We start from the raw sequence: 19,273 nt of genomic DNA on the forward strand, positions 1-19,273 counted from the left end.
GACAGTTTCAGGATATTGCGCCTGGCGCGGCGGGGCGGATTTTAGCCGGTTAGCAGCCCGGCTGGGAAACAATCCTGCTGAATATGGTTATAGCCAAAGCCGCACTGGCGCAGTGCCGCGGGTACTGCGCCAGCCGTGAAGGGTCAGTGTTTGTAGGGGTCAGCGGCATCGCGCAGACCATCACCGAGGAAGTTGAAGGCAAGGATCACCAGAATCACCGGCAGTACCGGCAGCATCAGCCAGGGATAGATGGCCACCACGTTGATGTTCTGGGCTTCATTCAGCAGCACTCCCCAGCTGGTAATGGGAGGGCGCAGGCCAAGGCCAAGGAAGCTGAGGGCGGTTTCCCCCAGAATCATCGACGGAATCGACAGGCTGGCGGAGGCAATCAGGTGGCTGGCGAAACCGGGCAGCAGGTGACGACGCACAATGCGCGTGGGTTTGGCCCCCATCAGGATGGCCGCACTGCAATAGTCTTCCTCGCGTAGCGCCATGATCTTCGAGCGTACCGCCCGGGCCAGGCCCGTCCAGTCCAGCAGCGCCAGGATCAGGGTGATGCCGAAGAACACCCACAGCGGGCTCCAGGTCACCGGCAGTATCGCCGACAGAGCCATCCACAGCGGCAGCTCAGGGAAGGAGCGGATAACTTCGATCAGGCGTTGTACCGTGGCATCGATCCAGCCGCCGTAATATCCCGCCAGACCGCCCAGCAGCAGGCCGAGAGTGAAGCTCAGGGCGATACCGATCAGGCCGATAGTGAGGGAGATGCGCGCGCCGTAGATGATGCGTGACAGCATGTCGCGGCCAAGTCGATCGGTACCCAGCAGATACAGCGGCTTGTTGTCAGCGGCACAGAACAGGTGGGTGCGGCTGTAGACCATGCCCAGCAGGTAATAGGGGTCACCGTCACAGAAAAACTCAATGGGATAACGCTGACTGCGGTCTTCTTTATATTCGCGCAGCAGCTTGTCCATATTGAGGGTGTAGCCCCAGCCATAGACGAACGGCCCCTGCCACTGGCCTTCATGGAAGAAGTGCACACTCTGTGGCGGTGAATAGATATGGTCTGAATCACGACTGTCGAGGCCATAAGGTGCAAGGAACTCGGCAATCAGTGTAGAGGCGTACAGCAGCACCAGAAACAGGCCGGAGATGACGGCCAGACGATGGCGCCGGAATTTCCAGTACATCAGCTGCCACTGTGAGGCAAGGAAGTAGCGCTCCTGTTCCTCGCTCAGCTGCTCGATGCTGTGAGGGTTGAACGGTGCCGGGTTGACGTAATGGGGGGCTGCCGCACTGTTGGGCTGACCGTTACTCATTTCTGTGCGCCTCCGGTCAGACGGATTCGGGGATCAAGCCAGGCCAGCAGCAGATCGCTGATCAGTACACCAACGATGGTCAGCATGGCCAGAAACATCAGGAAAGAGCCAGCCAGATACATGTCCTGGCTTTGCAGGGCGCTGATCAGAATCGGGCCGGTGGTCGGCAGCGATAACACGACCGCAACGATTTCCGCACCGGAGATCAGGCTGGGCAGCAGGCTGCCGATGTCTGCAATAAAGAAGTTCAGGGCCACCCGCAGCGGATACTTGAGCAGCCGCTTCAGCGGTGGCACGCCCTTGGCCTGAGCGGTCACCACATAGGGTTTGTGCAGCTCATCCAGCAGGTTGGCGCGCAGACGGCGGATCATTCCGGCGGTGCCGGAGGTGCCGATCACCACCACCGGTATCCACAGGTGTTCCAGCACCGAGACAAATTTGTCCCAGCTCCACGGCTGATCCAGATAGCGGGGGTCCATCAGGCCACCAATGCTGGTGCCAAAGTGGACATTGGCCATATACAGCATGACCAGCGCCAGCAGGAAGTTGGGCGTGGCCAGACCGATAAAGCCGACAAAAGTCAGGCCATAATCCCCCCATGAGTACTGATGGGTGGCCGAATAGAGGGCGATGGGGAAGGCCAGTAGCCAGGTAAAAATGACGGTGAACAGCGACACCATGATGGTCAGGGTGACGCGATCGCCCATGACTTCGGTGACCGGCAGGTCGTACTCGAACGAGTAGCCAAAATCACCCTGCAGCATGCCGCTGGCCCAGGTGAAATACTGCTGCCAGGCCGGTTGATCGAGGCCGTACTGCTGGCGCATGAATTCAATCTTCTTCGGATCGACAGTTTCACCCTGGCTCTGCAGTTCGGCGATATAGCTGTCCAGATAGTCGCCCGGCGGCAGTTTGATAATGGTGAATACCAGCATGCTGATCACCACCAGTGTGGGGATCATGATCAGCAGGCGACGGAGAATGTACTGCAACATCATGGCTCTCCTTCGCTGCTGGCAGGTTTTCCAGCCTTACTGTCACTGTTGTCGGCGCTGCTGTTCTGATCGGTGCTGGCGGGGACGACGGCAGGAGTGTCCGGATCGAGCCAGAACTGATCCATGCGGTAGACGCCAAAGAAGGCCTGAGGGTCCCAGTTGAAGTAGCCGTGCTCCGGCACATTATGCAGGTGACGGTTGACCACCACGGGTTGCAGGATGCCAGCCACCGTTCCGATGCTGAACACTTCGTTGGAATAGATCTGCTGCATCTCCTGCCAGATCTGCATCTGCTCGCTGGCGTCGTCGGTGTGGCGCCACTGGCGGAACAGATCAAGCAGTTGCTGGGCACTGGTCAGACGGGGCGGCTCGCCGCCGCCACTGGTTTCGTAGAACTTGCCCCAGTTGGGCCACTGCAGCTGGTCCTGTGCTGTCGGAGCAAACTGCGCCGGGCTCATGTCGGCATGAGCGAGGGCGTTGGGCAGGCCGGTGAACACGGACATGCAGGCCTCGCCGGAAAACACCCGGTTACGGAACACCTCGCGCTCGGAGGGGCGGGCGTGGATCAGGATGCCGAGCTGCTGCCAGGTGTCCTTGATCAGTGCCAGCACGTCTGTTTCTTCGGTGAACTCGCCGGTGGTGTGGACGATCAGCTCCATCGGCCGGCCATCAGGCAGCAAACGCAGATTGCGACTGTCACGGTGTGTCAGCCCAAGGCCATCCAGTAGACGATTGGCCTGTGCCGGGTCGTACTCTGCCCAGGCGTTGCGATAACGTGCCCGGTACAGCGGCGAGTCAGGCAGCAGGCTGTCGCCGCCCTCGATACCGAGGCCAAAGTAGATGGCCTGATTGATCTCGTGGCGGTTGACGCCCAGCGACAGGGCGCGGCGGAAGTCGCGGTTCTGCAGCAGCTTGCGCCATTCCTCATCCTGACAGTTCATGTTCGGATACAGCGTGACCTGCGAGCCGGTACCGCTGTGCCACAGCAGCACGCGGTTGTTATTGCGGTGCTCGGCTTCCTTGAGGAAGGTGTAGTTGTCCATTTGCAGATAGCGAGCCTGCAGATCACTTTCACCCGCCCCGGTCTTGGCGGGGATCAGGCTGCTGGAGGCGAGATCAAGCATCACTTCATCAATATAGGGCAGCTGATGACCCTGGCTGTCGACCCGGTGATAGTAAGGGTTACGCACAAACAGGAAGCGTTCGGCCGGTGCTTCGGTTCTCAGTACCCATGGCTGCAGACTGGGCAGGTCGGGGTTGTCCTGCTTGTAGGGGTGGCCATACTTGAGGAAGACCCCCATCCAGTTGCGTTTCTTTTTCTTCTTGATCAGCGCTTCCATCTTTTCCGCCGACAGATAGCGCGGGTGGAATTTCTTCAGATAGTGAAACGGCAAATAGATGTAGGTGGGGCTGGGAGCGGCCAGTGCCGGCAGAAAGTCGGGATTAGGCTCATCCCAGCTGTAGCGCACAGTGTACTGATCGAGTACCTCGAACTGCGGGCCTTTACCGTTGACCAGCAGTACCGAAGGCAGGCCGAAGGGGCTGAGATCCTGATTGTTGGCCACATCTTCCCACCAGAAGCGGAAGTCTTCAGTGGTGAAGGGTTCACCATCTGACCAGCGCATGCCCGGGCGCAGATGCAGGGTGAAAATCCGGCCTTCCTCTACATCTACCTTCTGCAGAATATCAGGCACCAGTTCCAGATCCCTGTTGTAGCCGACCAGACGGGCGTAGCCGAACACGGTCATGATGCGGGTATCTTTGGCCTTGGCCATCAGGGTGGTCAGGCGTCCACCGGGTGTCCCTTCGGTATCCACTACCAGGGGCTGGTCTGGCAGGCGCTGGGCGACGGGTGGCAGTTCACCTTTGCTGACTGCCTCCTGCAGCGAAGGTGTTTCCTGAAAGTGGCCGGTGGCGGCAAGGCTGGTCTGAGCACTGAGCATCAGCAGCGTCGTGATCAGCACAGCAAACAGTGCACTCAGCAACCGCCGCAGGCGCACAGGCCGGGCAGCGCAGAGGAGGCGATGACTGCCTGCAGAGGGCAGTGCGCTCATGGTCGGGGAAATGCTTGCTAATGGGGAGTGGCTCACAGGCTACCTCCGGTGGGCAGCCGCACCCAGTGTTCCGGTGCTTCTTCTACCAGTGCCGATGCGTTCACGTCCCGCAGGGTGTAGGGGGCAGGCCAGGCACTGGCATCCTGATAACGTTTTTCCAGCAAGGCGAAATCCAGCGGACGGTCGAGGTCAGCGTAGGGCACTGCTGCCAGCAAGGCTCGGGTATAGGGGTGACGCGGATTGCTGAACAGCACTTCACGTGGCGCCACTTCGACCAGCTGGCCGTGACACATCACGCCGATACGCTCGCAGATGTAATCCACTACCGCCAGATTGTGGGAGATAAAGATAAAGGTCATCCCCAGTTCCTGATGCAGATCCTTGAGCAGGTTGAGAATCTGCGCCTGCACCGAGACGTCCAGCGCAGATACGGGCTCATCACAGATCAGCAAGTCGGGCTCCAGTGCCAGGGCACGGGCAATGGCAATGCGCTGACGCTGGCCGCCGGAGAAGCTGTGGGGATACCGATTGAGGAAGCGTGGATCGAGGCCGACCAGCTTCATTAACGCTTTGGCCCGCTGACGCTGCATCCTGGCATCGCCGAGACGGTGGATATGCAGTGGCTCTCGCAGTATGTCCAGCACGGTCATGCGTGGATTCAGGGCACTGTAAGGATCCTGAAAGATGAACTGCATCTTCGGACGGAAGTAGCGTTTCTCTTCCGCGCTCATGGTCAGCAGATTGCGCTGGGTGCCGCGGTCGTTATACAGCACTTCACCGCTGTCCGGGGTCAGGGCACCCATGATCATTTTACTGAGCGTGGTCTTGCCACAGCCAGACTCACCGACCAGACCGAAGGATTCACCGCAGCGAATATCAAGATCGAGATTGTTGACGGCCACCAGATCATGCTGCTGGGAACGGAACCAGCCCTGACGCTGTCGAATCTGGTAACGCTTGCTCACGCCGCGAATCTGCAGGTGCGGCGCCACCTGACGGGCTTCCGCTGGCCATGGCTGGCGCAGGGTCTGAAAGGTGGAAAGGTCGGGCTGGATATCACGCAGGCTGATCAGCCGCTCACCCTGATGCATGTCAAAGTGCGGGATGGCCTTAAACAAGGCATGCAGATAAGGGTGCTCAGGGTGGTCGAACAGGGTCTTGATGTCGCCACTTTCCATGACTTCGCCGTGATACATCACCACTACCTCATCGGCCATGTTGGCCACTACGCCGAGATCGTGGGTGATCAGCAGGACGGCCATGCCCAGTTCTTTCTGCAGGCGCTTGATCAGGCCGAGAATCTGCGTCTGGATGGTGACATCCAGCGCGGTGGTGGGCTCGTCGGCAATCAGCAGACTGGGGCCACAGATCAGTGCCATGGCGATCATCGCCCGCTGGCGCAGACCGCCCGACAGCTCAAACGGGTAGCGATCCAGTGCCTGGGCGGGATTGGGGAATCCCACCAGCGCCAGCATATCCAGTACACGCTGGCGGGTTTCCTTGCGGGAAATCTTGCGATGCAGGCGCAGCGCTTCGCCAATCTGATTGGCCAGCGTATGCATGTTGGACAGGGAAACCATGGGCTCCTGAAAAATCATGCTGATCTGATTGCTGCGGATCGCCTGAAACGCACGGGAGTCGCGGGGCAGCTGGGCCAGATCGATGGCCTGGCTTTCGGCGGTCGGGCGATACAGAATCTGCCCGGTCTGAATCCGCGCATTGCTGGGCAGAATGCCCATGATGGCCTGAGCGGTCACCGACTTGCCGGAACCTGATTCCCCCACCAGGGCCAGTGTCTTACCCGGCAGCAGTGTGAACGATACCTGTTTGACAGCAGGTACCTCGGCGGTATGGATACGAAAGCTGACCGCCAGATCACGCACTTCCAGCAGCGGCTGGCGCGCACTCATAGGGGAAAGCGGCTGGGCAGTGGAAGGCTGGGCGTGCAAAGTGATTGACTTCATCTGGCAACAAGGTGAATACAGCTTTGTCAGCTTGAGGCTAAAATGCAAGCACAAAAACGAAGGTTATCATCGACATGGCCGACTTTGGCTACAGATGGGCGGGATAACCCATAATCAGGCCTGTGAGACAGACAATAAGCGGTTGAGCCGCATAAGGAGGATTGATGAGCAAGGCGGTACGCTGGAGTATGGTCTGGGTGCTGTGTTTACTGGCAGGGTGGGCGCGGGCCGATTCCATCAGCAGCTTTTATGGTGACTATCTGGGCCATGTGGAGGAGTCAGGAGAGAATACTCGTGACCTGCGGGTCAGCATCCATCCTCTGGCGGATAACCCACAGGCGTTCAATCTGAGCTGGACTACTGTGGTATACCGCAATGGCCGGGCCGTCAGTCACTTCCAGAATGAGGCCAGCTTCACCGCCACTCATAAGCCCAATGTCTTTGCCTCGGCCATGAAGACCAACGTCTTTGGCCGCAAGATTCCTCATGATCCCCTGCAGGGTGAGCCTTATCTGTGGGCACGGATTAAAGACAAGACGCTGTGCGTCTATGCACTGATTATTGATGAAGAAGGTACCTACGAACTGCAGACCTATGAGCGCACCCTGACGGCGCAGGGCATGCAGCTGCACTACGTCAGCATGAGCGACAATGTGCTGCGTCGCGAACTGGATGCCACTCTGACCAAGGTTTCACCCTGATATGAGCCGACTGCGTACGCGCTGTATTTCCATCACCACCCTGTTGATCTCCAGCTTCAGTCTGGTGGTCGTTGTGGGTATCGGTAGCGTGTTGTATCTCGGCCTCACTAACGCCAGCCACAACAGCCGGGAAATGCTCGGTGAGCTGACCCAGATGACCATGACCACGGTGGTCAATCAGGTCTACGGCCATCTGAGCCCGGTGAATACCCAGCTGACCTATCTGACCGACATCATTCAGGATGGCAAGGTCGATGCGACTAACGACACTGAAATCGGCACGCTGATCAACGGCGCCATGGCCACGACCCCGCAGGTGGTAGGGATGGTGCTGATTCGTCCGGACAAGAGCCTGATCTCTGCTCAGCGTGAAGACAATCTGGTGGTCAGTGAAGACTGGCGCCACAGCGGCTGGGTTACCCAGTGGCTGAACCGGGCACCGATGATGTATGGCGTCACCTGGATGGAGCCGCGTCTGGGGCGAACGGTCATCCCGGTGGCGGTGCCGCTGCACGATGGTCGCCGTTATCTGGGCACCTTGCTGGCCGCTGTCGACATCCGTGAAATTTCGTTGTTCTTGGCTGCCCTTTCCGAGCAGATCAATCGCACCATTTTTATTCTGGATGATCAGCACCGGGTGCTGGCTCATCCGGCGCTGTTTGATATCGGTGGTTACCGTTCCACCATCGATCATCCGTTGCCCACCATTGATCAGCTGAAAGACCCCCTGCTCGGCGGCATTTATCAGGCCGATGAAGGCAAGCGTGGCTGGATGCAGGTGCCGGGGTTACACAGCCATTATCTGCAGCGGGATGGTCAGGGTGTGCTGTATGTCTATCAGGACATCAGTGGCTACGGACCGGGTGCCTGGACACTGGGCATGTATGTCACCGAAAGCCAGCTGCCACCGGTAATCAGCCGCCTGCAGCGCTATGCTGCCTTCGGTGCAGGTTCGATGCTGCTGGCACTCATGATTACAGGGCTGGTGGGGCGCCGTATCGGCGGCAAGATTCGTCAGGTGGCTCGACGTATGGACGGTATCCACGGTGCACGGCTGGAAAAGGCCCAGTACCTGCCTTCCAGCTACATCCGTGAGGTCAATCAGGTCGCGCGTGCTTACAACGTGATGCTGGATGATATGCGTCAGCACCAGCTGGCACAGCGTCTGTTGGGTCAGTACGTGCCGGAGGCCATTGCCATGCAGCTGGTAAAAGAGGGCGGAGAAATCTCCCCTCGCCAGTGCACTGCAACGATCCTGTTCTGTGACCTGGAGGGCTTCACCGGCCTCACTCAGCGGATGCCGGCCACCCGTCTGGTCAGCGTGCTGAATGCCTATTTCTCTCTGCTGGTGGAAATTATCGAACAGGAAGGCGGCATCATCACCCAGTTCCAGGGGGATGCCATTCTGGCCACCTTCAATGTTCCCAACGAGCAGCCTGACCACGCCCAGCGCGCGCTACGGGCGGCCAGGTCGATTCTGACGGCGTTGTCGCACATGCGTTTTGAAGGCGAGGCGCTGCAGTGCCGGATTGGTATCAATACCGGCGATGTGGTGGCCGGATCAGTCGGTGCGCCGGACCGGCGCAACTATACGGTGCATGGCGATGCAGTGAACATGGCGGCGCGGCTTGAGCACCTCAACAAGGAATACGGCAGCCGTCTGCTGGTGGCGGAGTCCACCTACAAGCTGGCGCCCGATCTCAACTGGGAGTCTGTCGGGCGAGTCCAGCTGCGCGGCCATCAGGGGCAGGTGGAAGTGTTCCGTCCTGTTGACCTGATTCCGGAAACTACCAAGGGCGTTCAGGATTCCCTGCGGTTGCACTGATGGTCCTGCCATAGCCCGCGACCAGCGAGCGGGAGCGTTCGATTAAATGTCGTGATGGTTGGAGTCGACGGAATTTATCGTCTACATTCAACTGGCACGTTATTTCGGGTGTGTGGGCAGAAGAGCGTGCTGTACTTCTGCCACACCGATCCATTTCTACACTCCCCTACGTTGATAGAGCGAAAGGCATGAAAAAAATAATCAAGACCCTGGCTTTAACCCTGACGTTGTCTGGTCTGGCTGCTCCGGTAGTACAGGCCAAGGAATTTGTGAATGTGCTGACCGGCGGTACCAGCGGGGTCTATTACCCTCTGGGCAATACCCTGTCTTCCATCTATGCCGAGAGTATCCCCGACAGTAAGGTGACGGTGCAGTCCACCAAGGCATCGGTGGAAAACCTCAACCTGCTGCAACAGGGCCGTGGTGAACTGGCCTTCACCCTCGGTGATTCCCTCAGCAACGCCTGGAAAGGCAATGCGGATGCCGGTTTCAAGGCGCCGCTGAACAAACTGCGCGGCATTGCCGCTATCTACCCCAACTTTGTACAGATCGTTGCCAGTAAAGAGTCGGGTATCAAAACCCTGGCAGACCTCAAGGGTAAGCGGGTGTCCGTGGGCGCACCCAAGTCCGGTACCGAGCTGAATGCGCGGACATTGTTTGCTGCGGCAGGTCTGAGCTATGACGATATGGATGTGCAGTATCTGCCGTTCGGCGAGTCGGTGGAACTGATGAAAAACCGTCAGCTGGACGCCACCCTGCAGTCAGCAGGGCTGGGGGTTGCTTCCATTCGTGACCTTGCCTCCACTCACGACATTGTGGTGGTATCCATTCCTGCTGATGTGATCAAGAAAACCGATGATCCTGCGTACAACGTCGCCGAAATTCCTGCCGATACCTACAGTGGCCAAACTGAGCCCGTGCAGACGGCAAGCATCTACAACTATCTGGTGACTCGTGCAGATGTGTCCGATGACGTGGCCTATGCCATGACCAAGGGCATTTTTGAAAACCTCGACAAACTGGTCGCCTCACACTCTGCTGCCAAAGGTATCTCACTGGAGCACGCGCTGCAGGGCATGCCTGTGCCGCTGCATCCGGGTGCTGAGCGTTACTTCCGGGAAAAAGGTCTGATCAAGTAAGCAAACGCTGTTTACTGATCCAGGCGGCTCTTCTATTAGGGGGCCGCTCCATCTGTTATCCCTGCTGCGGTAGTGAGCAGGGATTGCCTGTTGGTAAGACCTCAGGGTCGGTAGTAGAGGGTCTGCAGTGTCAGCTGTCGATAAAGAAACGTCCGGAGCCACTGGCTCGGAATCTGTCTCGCGCGGGGTGTTCTGGATTGCCCTGGCCTTTGTCACCTTTCAATTGATCACCGCCATTTTCAGTCCTCTTTCCAGTCAGGTGGTGCGCTCGGTCCATGTCGGTTTTCTGCTGGCGCTGATTTTCTGGATGGCCGCTGATCAGTATCGTCCGGCACTGCTTAAGGCGCTGTTCATGCTGCTGGCGGTGGGTAGTTTTGTACTGGGGTTATACCACTGGGTATTTGAAGCTGATCTGGTGCTGCGTTCGGGTGATCCTTCCATGACCGACATGGTGGTGGGCACCCTGATGGTCAGTCTGGTGTTTGTCGGTGCCTATCGGCTAATGGGACCGGCGTTACCGCTGATCTGTCTGCTGTTTGTGCTCTACGGTCTGTTTGGTGAATATATGCCCGGGCTGTTTGAGAGCCGGGGCTATGGTGTTGATCAGGTTATCAACCAGCTGTTTCTGGGTACGGAAGGCATTTTTGGCATTCCGACCTACGTCTCGTCGTCGTATATCTTTCTGTTCATCCTGTTTGGCAGCTTTCTTGAGCAGGCAGGGATGATCCGCCTGTTCAATGATGTGGCTCTTGGGCTGGTTGGCTCCAGTCAGGGTGGGCCTGCCAAGGTGTCGGTGATTTCATCAGCGATGATGGGCACCATCAACGGTTCCGGGGTCGCCAATGTGGTCACTACGGGCCAGTTCACCATTCCCCTGATGAAGCGCTTCGGCTATCAGCCGGCTTTTGCCGGTGCAGTGGAGGCGACGTCCTCCATGGGGGGGCAGATCATGCCGCCAGTGATGGGGGCGGTGGCCTTTATAATGGCTGAAACCCTCAATGTGCCTTACATCGATATCGTCAAGGCAGCGTTGGTACCGGCCATCCTCTACTTCGTGACGGTGCTGTGGATGGTGCATCTGGAGGCGGGGCGGCTGGGATTGTTTGGCCTCAGCAAGGAAGAGTGTCCCAATGCCTGGCTGGCATTCAAACGCGACTGGTATCTGATTATTCCGCTGGCAGTGCTGGTGTTTCTGCTGTTCTCTGGCTATACCCCGCTGTTTTCCGGCAGCGTCGGGCTGGCCATGACGGTACTGGTGATCCTCGGTTCGCCTTTGGCGCTGCGCATGAGTGCGTTGTGGCAGCGGATACTGTTCTGGGTCGCTCTGGGGCTACTGGCCTCGACGTTCTTCAAATACGGCATGGTGCCGGTTCTGCTGGTGATTGCGCTGCTGGTACTGTTCAATCTGCTGCGTAAAGGCCGCGCCGAAGCATTGCATCTGACCGTGCAGGGTATGGTGCAGGGTGCCCTGCATGCCTTGCCCGTAGGTATTGCCTGCGCACTGGTTGGCTCCATCATTGCCATCATGACCCTGACCGGGCTGGCCGGGAATCTGACTCAGGCCATTCTGTCGCTGGGGGCGGGGAGTCTGTTTCTCAGTCTGGTGCTGACCATGCTGACCAGTCTGGTGCTGGGCATGGGGATTCCTACCATTCCCAACTACATCATTACCTCGTCGCTGGTGGCGCCGGTACTGCTTGAACTGGGAGTGCCGCTGATTGTCTCCCATATGTTTGTGTTCTACTTCGGCATCATGGCTGACCTGACTCCTCCGGTGGCGCTGGCGGCCTTTGCTGCTGCACCAATCGCATCCGCATCGGGGCTGAAGATCAGTTTGAACTGCCTGCGTATTGCCATGGCAGGTTTTGTTGTGCCCTACATGGCGGTGTATTCCCCGGCGCTGATGCTGCAGGGGGATTCCTACATGGCGACGGCTTATGTCGTGGTGAAAGCGCTGATAGCCATCGGCCTGGGTGGTGCGGCAAGCATTGGTTTCCTGTTTGAGCGGCTGGGCTGGTGGGAGCGCTGTTGGGCAGCGGTGGCGGCCCTGAGTCTGGTGGTGGCGTTACCCGCGACCGATGAAGCAGGCTTCGCCCTGTCGGCATCCTTTATTGCATGGCATTGGTGGCGCCGACGTCAGCATGCCGCACTGGCAATACGGGGGTAGTGATGAGCTGGTTATGTCTGGCCGTGGCCGGGTACGCTGCCATGGCGGTGCAGACGCAGGAGTTTGAACTGCACTGGATGCACTCGGTAGAGCGCGTACAGTGGCATGAGCGTTACCGAGTAGAACCGCCAAAGCTGGTGCTGACGGAAAACCGGGTGCAAGGCAGCGGAGCGGGTATGGAGCCTGATGCCGATGCGGTGCTCAGGCAGGGCTGGTGGGTGAGCCGGCGTCATATGGCGGTGCCTGAGCTGACGCTGCCCGACTCCGGTTTTACCAATGCATTGCAGCTGTGCAGTGGTGGTCAGTGTGCACCACTGGCCAGCTGGCTGCCACGTGATGGGGCGGATCGGAACACGCCTTATCAGCTCTGGGCCTCCTCAGATAGCCATTGTGATGACCCCGGTTAATAGCGACCAGAAGGTGGGATAAAAAGCAAAAAACCGCGGATCAACCGCGGTTTTTTGTTGTTGCTGCATTTGGACGCAGCGTCAGGTGTGTACGTCAGGAACGTCAATGTGTTCTTAGTGATCGCAATCCGGGCCGTGTACATGGCCATGTGACAGCTCGTCCTGGCTGGCTTCACGCACTTCGGTGATTTCCACTTCAAAGTGCAGGGTTTCGCCTGCCAGTGGATGGTTGCCGTCGACCACAACGTGCTCGTCATCCACTTCCAGTACCACTACAACATGGGGGCCGTGATCGGTTTCGGCATGGAAACGCATGCCAGGCTCGATATTCTCAACGCCGCCAAAAGCAGTCAGTGGAACTTGCTGTACCAGCTGATCTTCACGCTCGCCGTAAGCCTTCTCGGCAGGAACAGTCACATTCAGTTTCTCACCGGCCTGACGACCTTCCAGTGCTTCTTCCAGACCGGAGATCAGGTTGCCCATGCCCTGAATGTAATTCAGTGGTTGTCCGCCAACCGATGAGTCCAGCTCCTCGCCAGCGTCATTGCGCAGGGTGTAGTGGATGGAAACCACTGAGTGTTTGCTGATTTGCATGGAACGGCCTTTTTACAGTTTATGAATGTCGGGCAATGGTAACTCCCTTTGCCAGGGGATGATACCCCTGACCCGGCCAGCGTGGATGGGCCGGCAAGGCGCACAAGTAGCGCTGTTCAGTCCGTCAACAGCGCTACTGGATTTAGATTTTACAGTTGGGTTGTTTGCCCTGAGCACGGGCCTGTTGATAGAGCGGTGTGGCCACTCCAAGGCGTGCTCGCAGGTTATCAATACGGTGTGCAGGCGCTGGGTGAGTCGACAGCAGCTCCGGTGGTGTCGCACCGCCTTCTTTACTCATGTTCTGCCACAGATTGATGCTCTGCTCCGGGTTGAAACCGGCACTGGCCATGAGATCCAGGCCAATCAGATCCGCTTCACTTTCCTGTGTGCGACTGAACGGCAGAATGACTCCGTACTGGGCACCGACGCCCAGTAGTTGCAGCATCTGCTGGCTGTTCTGGTTAGTGCCCGCAGCGGCACTGGCAATCGACAGTCCGGCCTGTGTGACGTACTGGGTGGAAAGGCGCTCGTTGGAGTGACCAGCCAGGACGTGGCCGACCTCGTGTCCGATGACGGCGGCCAGCTGGTCCTGATTCTTGGCTACCTTCAGCAGACCCGTGTAGACGCCTATCTTGCCGCCGGGCAGGGCAAAGGCGTTGGCATCGTCTGATTTGAATACGACGATTTCCCAGGCCTGCTTGCCATATTGGGAGGGAATCTCGGCGACGACTTTCTGTGCCACGCAGCTGACATAGGTATTCTGCTTTTTGTCATTGCTGATGGGAGTGTCCTTTTTCATCTGATTGAAGGACTGCAGTCCCATCTGTTGAACTTCGGCATCGGGCATCAGTTTGAGCTGCTGCCGGCCTAAAGGAGAGGTGCTGCAACCTGCCAGAGTGGCCAGCAGGCAGAGGGTGAAAGCACTACGTAACATGGGCTATAGATACTCCGTTTCTATCCAGTGGTTCCTGTAGCTGAGAAACACTGCTGTACCTGCCTGTTACTCATCCGGCAGCGCTGCTTGCTGCCATGTGTCAGTGCATTCCTAGCAATGTGTAAATTTCGTCAGCCATATGTTGCGGATGATTATAGTCCACTGTCAGGTTATAGCGCTTGTCACGAAAGGTCAGAACCAAACTGGGGAAACCCCGCACGCCCCACTCCACGCATCGCTGAATCTCTTCCTGCAAGCGGATTTCGGTCTGTTCACTGTATAGTCGTTCGGCAAACGCCTCTACCGGCAAGCCCAGGGCATGAGCGCAGCTGACCAGGGTGGAGGGCTCAGCAGGATTTTGCGCGTTGAGGTAATAGGCTTCCTGAATGGCACGGATCATGGCGTCTTCGGCGTCCCAGAAGCGTGCAGCAATCACGGCACGGCAGGCCGGATAGGTACTGCGGACCGGTGTACATTCGGTCCAGAAGGCATGATTGAAAGGCGTGCCCAGATTATGTTCGATGTGGCGCCAGGTCTGCTGAATCTGCTGGCGCTGTTGAGGTGGCATAGGGGTTGTGCTGTCGGGAGCCAGCCCTCCCAGTAATCTCTCGCTGCTTACTCCCTCGGGAAGTGCTGCACGTAGTGCCGCCCAGGTAGGAGCAAATGCCCAGCACCAGCTGCACATCGGATCATGGATATAGTAGAGACGGGCCAGCGCCATGGCGGTGCATCCTGAAATGGAACAGAGCTGGCAGTTTAACGCGCTTTGTCGGGGAAGGGGACCGCTGCTCACCGCAACGGTGAGCAGGGTTTGTTTCAATGTGCTGTCAGGTGCTCAGAAAGCGTAACGCAGGGTTGCACTGATGGAAGTGGCCGAGGTGTTGGTGTAGGAAACAAGGCGGCTGGCCTGCAGGTCCAGATTGAGTTTGTCACCCAGTCTGGCCTGAGTGCCTGCCATGACCTGACCAAAGCTGTCATCTCGCTCACTGATGGGAAGAGTGAATTTATAGGCAGGCAAGGTCACCAGTGCGGCGGTCACATCATCATCGCCCTGAGCAAACTCCTTGAACCAGCTGACTCTTGCATAGGGTTGCCAGCGATCACCCTGCCAGTTGAACTGCAAGCCAACACTGCCAAGACCGGAGTCAAACTGCTGCTCATCAAACTTGAGCGAGGCGGCTTCACCGTCCGCAGAGTGTTCCTGATAACCGTCGAGATTGATGCGTTGTAAGGTCAGACTGGCGACAGGGCCATAATGCAGACGACCGTAATGGAAGTCATACCCCGTTTCGGCACCCGCCATAAAGGAAATGCTTTTGGTATTGGCGTCCATGGTCCGTTTGGCAATGCCCAGATCAATTTTGCGTGACAGATCGTAGTCACTGTGACTCACCGCAACTTGTCCATTCAGATACCAGTTTCCACGTTGATAGCCGCCATACAGGGCAAAGCCAAGTGTGTCGCGCTGGGCATCACCTTGTGCAAGATCGCTGTCGGCGAGGGCATAGTGCAGGGCAAAACCGAGTGTGCGCTGATCATCAAGCCGTTTATCGACGCCTGTGCTGATGCTGTAAGGCGACTGATCTCCGGCAAACTCCCCCTCATCGTTGCTATGTCCGCCAGTGGCATTCAGCCACCACTGGCTGCTGCCGATGGTGCCCAGTGATGCTGTACGCGCCTGACTCAGCAGCGTCTGTTGCCACTGCCGGTTTTGTTCGATGCTCTGCTTACCGACTTCGGCGACAAACTCGGGAGCGACGATAATACTGTAAGCGTAATCACTGAGGATCTGATGAGCTGCAGAAGTGGGATGAACGCTATCGGCATAGAGATAGTTCAGTTCATCACCGGCGGTGTAGTTGACGCCCGCCGAGCAGATCAGCGAGGACGTGCTACCGCAGAGTGGATCGGTGACATTAGTAAAACCATACAGGCCCGGATTGGCGGTGACTTCAGCGACCAGCGTGGTGACATCAACCGGGATGACCGCGATGCCTGCGGATTTAAGGCCTGACAGCAGGGTGCTGGTGTAGGTGCTGGATAGCAATGACAACTGCGCTGACGCCGTGGTGCCGCTGCTGAGACCGAATGGCGTCTTGCCTATATCGGGAATGGTAGGAACGATAATGTAGCGGGCACCTGCTGCTTTCAGTGTGGCAATCGCGGTGACCTGTTCTGCGATAGTCGTCTGCAGATAACTGGTAGCACTGGCCAGATCCATTGTTGCCGCAACAAACAGATCATTGGCGCCTGCCCACACGGTATAAAGCGCATTGGGATCTGCTTTTCCTCCTGTACTGCTCAGGTAAGTGGTGATCTGGGTGGTAACAGGAGGGGCAGTGGTCGCCGGATAGGAACCCACTCCGGGGGTGCCGCTGACACGTGCCCCACCGGCTGCGTAGTTCGTTCCACCCTGGTTGGAGGGTGTTGCGCTGTAGCCGAAACGGCTGGCAAAGTCCTCGCTCCATACATTGCCGGGGTTGCTGGTGAATTTTCCTGCATCGGGATTGATGGCCTGAATAATGGCATCGTAGTAGCCGGAGTCGGTCAGGCTGTCGCCAAAGAAAATAGTGTTGGAGTAGTTTGCTGCTTCGGCCACAGGCACCGATAGCAGAGATGCGCAAAGCATCGACAGTTTAAACAAACGCATAGCAGCCTCTGGATGTTGTTATTGTTGATAAGCGCAATGACGTCCAGAGTGCGGAGAGTTTCGTCCTGGACTGGACTGATGGTCAGCAATGCTGGCAGTAGTGGCAATGACAATAAACTGCAGTTTGGTTGACAAAAATAGCCATATCTTGACGTATTGCGGCTGAGCGCTGTGCCTAGGTTCAAAGAGGTACCAGACGCATTCACTAAATTGATATGTTGCAGAGACTGTACAGGCCAAGAGAAGTGGAGCGGGTAGCGGGAATCGAACCCGCCTCACGAGCTTGGGAAGCTCGGGTAATAACCACTATACGATACCCGCTTTGCAGATAAGTCTAACGGTACGCAGGCGTACTGAACGCCCATCAATCTAAAGGATCACTGGAATGGAAATCAAGATGCCGCAATCGGGCTTGTCGGTCAGCGCATGGCAGGCCGCTGCATTACTGTGCTGGGTAAGTGTCACCGTGCTGAGCTTGCTGCCCGGAGAAGATCTGCCTGCGACATCGTTGTCAGATAAGCAGGAGCACTTTATTGCTTACGCTAGTATCACTCTGCTGTATTCGTTGGGCTGGCGGAATATTGCCCCGTGGCGCTGGGCTATTGCGGCTGCCTGTTACGGTGTACTGATTGAGCTGGCGCAGAACCTGACCACTCGCACCCCGGATGTGCTGGATGCGGTGGCCAATAGTCTTGGCGCCGGCATAGGACTGCTGCTGGTCGTGTTGCTTAACTGGATTGGGTTGCTGAAGCCTGAGCGCAACTGATGTTGCTGTTTTTTCCGCTTTCCTTAATACCATCGTTATTGCTATCAACCGCGTAGCGGGGGCGTCCGCTGATACTGAGAATCACAGCGTTGGCTTTGTCAGCACTGTGATCCGGTGGGCATATGGTAAATGTGCCGAAGTTGCTGGTGGAGCCTGCACGGGAGAAAGCTACATGGCGAACATGGTAGCTTGTGGAGATTGATGGATGAGAGCCTGACAGCGTGCTGATTAGCGGCTCATCGGTATCTCGCTGTTTATTTTCATTGCGATCCTCAAACAGAATCCAGTCATGCTCCCAGCTGGTGTTACAGCTGAAACCATCGGTGCTGGGGCACAGTACCGTCTGATGACGACTGTCTACAGCGTGAATTCTGGCAGTGTAGAGGGCGCTGTATAGCTGATCCGTCTGGGCATTGATACGGTACTTGATCATCAAGTCAGAGAAGGAAGGGGCTGCGAAGGTGGCAATAGTTGCAAAGATTGCCAATGTTACCATCGCCTCTGTCAGGGTAAATCCCTGTGAGGTTGTAGGCTTACAGAACATGCTTGTTCTCCTGAATCATCCGTGATTTAGTCCTTTGCCGGATTGTAGTCTGATACGGCTTTATTACCAGTGTCAGTTCAGGTTGAGGAGGTACCCCAAAGGTGCAGGCGGATGTCGCTCTGATTGGTGCAGGTGTGATTGGTTTGCTCAGCGCCAAGGAATTGGCAGAGGCGGGCTTGCGAGTAGTGCTGCTTGAGCGGGGAATGGCTGCCCGGGAAGCTTCCTGGGCAGGAGGCGGTATTGTCTCCCCACTTTATCCCTGGCGCTACAGTGACCCGGTCACTGCCCTCGCGAGCTGGTCTCAAAGTGCTTATGTTCACTTGGCGCAAGAGTTGCGAGAGATGACGGACATTGATCCTGAGTTGCGCCAGAAAGGACTTCTGATGCTGGGCGTGGAGGACGAGGAAGATGCTCTTGCCTGGGCGCGGCGGCACTATCGCCCGGTGCAGACGATCTTGCGCGATGAAATTCTGCGCTATGAGCCTGCTATCAATATAGAGGTGGAGCGGGGCTTGTGGATGCCGGAAGTGGCGAGTATACGCAACCCGCGTCTGGGGCAGGCTTTACGCCAGTATGCTATTCAGCATCCGAATATCACGCTGCTGGAAAATACCCTGGTCGAAGAGGTTCAGATACAGAACGACTGTATTGTGGGGTGCCGGACGGATCGTGGATGGGTACATACCTATAAAGTAGTGGTCAGTGCGGGGGCTTGGAGTCAGCGCGTTTTGAGTGAGTTAGGTGTTAACGTACCTATCCAGCCTGTCAGAGGTCAGATGATGGTATTTAAAGCCAACCCAGGGCTGCTAAACAGAACCGTGCTGAATGGTGGTAAATACCTTATCCCACGAGCGGACGGGCGTATCCTGGTGGGTTCAACACTGGAATACAGTGACTTCATTAAAGAAACTACAGCAGATGCAGCGATCGCCTTGCGTCATTTTGCGAATAAGCTGCTGCCAGCACTACAGACGCTAGAGCCAGAACATCACTGGGCGGGCTTGCGTCCCGGCTCACCCGCAGGAATTCCCTGGATTGGCGCTCTTGAGAATGTCAAAGGTTTGTACATAAATGCAGGTCATTTCCGCAATGGCCTGGTTTTGGCGCCTGCTTCGTGCCGATTGCTGGCAGATATTCTTTGTGAGCGAACACCAATAGTGGACCCATTGCCCTATCAGCCCTCAGTAAGACAGATGCATGTCGATGGCGCTTGG

16 protein-coding genes and 1 tRNA gene (1 of these 17 cut by a window edge) are annotated in these 19,273 nt (G+C 57.2%); 7 read left to right on the top strand and 10 right to left on the bottom strand.

Translation table 11 applies throughout. The features are described from left to right. Positions 1-143: 143 nt before the first annotated feature. The 4 genes from QCD60_RS14735 to QCD60_RS14750 are packed head-to-tail and all read right to left on the bottom strand — an operon-like array spanning position 144 to position 6,332. On the bottom strand, positions 144-1,319 hold the full coding sequence (locus tag QCD60_RS14735) for an ABC transporter permease (protein WP_279786551.1): 1,176 nt from the start codon (positions 1,317-1,319) through the stop codon (positions 144-146). Then, positions 1,316-2,317 carry an ABC transporter permease gene (locus tag QCD60_RS14740; protein ID WP_279786553.1) on the bottom strand — a complete coding sequence of 334 codons (1,002 nt, stop codon included), beginning with the start codon at positions 2,315-2,317 and terminating at the stop codon, positions 1,316-1,318. Before QCD60_RS14740 ends, QCD60_RS14735 begins: the two co-directional genes overlap by 4 nt. Continuing rightward, on the bottom strand, positions 2,314-4,404 hold the full coding sequence (locus tag QCD60_RS14745; RefSeq protein ID WP_279786556.1) for an ABC transporter substrate-binding protein: 2,091 nt from the start codon (positions 4,402-4,404) through the stop codon (positions 2,314-2,316). Before QCD60_RS14745 ends, QCD60_RS14740 begins: the two co-directional genes overlap by 4 nt. Then, positions 4,401-6,332 carry an ABC transporter ATP-binding protein gene (locus QCD60_RS14750; protein WP_279786558.1) on the bottom strand — a complete coding sequence of 644 codons (1,932 nt, stop codon included), beginning with the start codon at positions 6,330-6,332 and terminating at the stop codon, positions 4,401-4,403. Before QCD60_RS14750 ends, QCD60_RS14745 begins: the two co-directional genes overlap by 4 nt. A 164-nt stretch (positions 6,333-6,496) precedes the next feature. Between QCD60_RS14750 and QCD60_RS14755 the strand changes: the two genes are divergently transcribed. From QCD60_RS14755 to QCD60_RS14775, 5 genes are all read left to right on the top strand, one after another. Next, positions 6,497-7,033: a hypothetical protein gene (locus tag QCD60_RS14755; RefSeq protein WP_146074329.1), complete on the top strand. Its 537-nt coding sequence runs from the start codon at positions 6,497-6,499 to the stop codon at positions 7,031-7,033. 1 nt (position 7,034) lies between these two features. After that, a complete protein-coding gene (locus tag QCD60_RS14760; RefSeq protein WP_279786562.1) occupies positions 7,035-8,858 on the top strand; it encodes an adenylate/guanylate cyclase domain-containing protein in 1,824 nt (607 codons plus the stop codon). Positions 8,859-9,046: 188 nt separating this feature from the next. After that, a complete protein-coding gene (locus QCD60_RS14765) occupies positions 9,047-9,997 on the top strand; it encodes a TAXI family TRAP transporter solute-binding subunit (RefSeq protein WP_110189440.1) in 951 nt (316 codons plus the stop codon). Between the two features lie 127 nt (positions 9,998-10,124). Next, a complete protein-coding gene (locus QCD60_RS14770) occupies positions 10,125-12,164 on the top strand; it encodes a TRAP transporter permease (RefSeq protein WP_279786566.1) in 2,040 nt (679 codons plus the stop codon). A 2-nt stretch (positions 12,165-12,166) separates the two neighbouring features. Beyond that, positions 12,167-12,571 carry a DUF1850 domain-containing protein gene (locus QCD60_RS14775; protein ID WP_279786568.1) on the top strand — a complete coding sequence of 135 codons (405 nt, stop codon included), beginning with the start codon at positions 12,167-12,169 and terminating at the stop codon, positions 12,569-12,571. A gap of 114 nt (positions 12,572-12,685) precedes the next feature. Here QCD60_RS14775 and slyD read toward each other — a convergent pair whose 3' ends face one another. From slyD to QCD60_RS14800, 5 genes are all read right to left on the bottom strand, one after another. After that, positions 12,686-13,165, bottom strand: coding sequence for a peptidylprolyl isomerase (slyD, locus tag QCD60_RS14780; protein WP_279786570.1), 480 nt, complete (start codon positions 13,163-13,165; stop codon positions 12,686-12,688). 142 nt (positions 13,166-13,307) lie between these two features. Continuing rightward, the gene (locus tag QCD60_RS14785; protein ID WP_279786572.1) at positions 13,308-14,099 is read right to left on the bottom strand and encodes a M48 family metallopeptidase; all 792 of its coding nucleotides are present in this window, start codon (positions 14,097-14,099) and stop codon (positions 13,308-13,310) included. A gap of 100 nt (positions 14,100-14,199) precedes the next feature. Then, complete coding sequence (locus tag QCD60_RS14790) at positions 14,200-14,820, bottom strand: DsbA family protein (RefSeq protein ID WP_110189444.1); 621 nt, start codon at positions 14,818-14,820, stop codon at positions 14,200-14,202. 114 nt (positions 14,821-14,934) lie between these two features. Then, entirely contained in the window at positions 14,935-16,749 is a 1,815-nt protein-coding gene (locus QCD60_RS14795) for an autotransporter domain-containing protein (protein ID WP_279786575.1), read from the bottom strand. 246 nt (positions 16,750-16,995) lie between these two features. Continuing rightward, positions 16,996-17,070: transfer RNA gene (locus tag QCD60_RS14800), tRNA-Gly, on the bottom strand. 64 nt (positions 17,071-17,134) lie between these two features. On the opposite strand from QCD60_RS14800, the gene QCD60_RS14805 reads away from it, so the two are divergent. Further along, entirely contained in the window at positions 17,135-17,515 is a 381-nt protein-coding gene (locus tag QCD60_RS14805; RefSeq protein ID WP_279786577.1) for a VanZ family protein, read from the top strand. Here the strand turns inward: QCD60_RS14805 and QCD60_RS14810 are convergent. After that, positions 17,478-18,059: a GspH/FimT family pseudopilin gene (locus QCD60_RS14810; protein WP_279786580.1), complete on the bottom strand. Its 582-nt coding sequence runs from the start codon at positions 18,057-18,059 to the stop codon at positions 17,478-17,480. The two genes, QCD60_RS14805 and QCD60_RS14810, sit on opposite strands and share 38 nt — an antisense overlap. A gap of 101 nt (positions 18,060-18,160) precedes the next feature. Between QCD60_RS14810 and thiO the strand changes: the two genes are divergently transcribed. Then, positions 18,161-19,273 carry the 5' portion of a glycine oxidase ThiO gene (gene thiO / locus QCD60_RS14815; protein ID WP_279786582.1) on the top strand. Its footprint extends 6 nt past the window's final position, so the window shows 1,113 of its 1,119 coding nt (coding positions 1-1,113); the start codon lies at positions 18,161-18,163; the stop codon falls past the right edge of the window.

The organism is Pokkaliibacter sp. MBI-7 (assembly GCF_029846635.1).
Lineage (GTDB): Bacteria > Pseudomonadota > Gammaproteobacteria > Pseudomonadales > Balneatricaceae > Pokkaliibacter.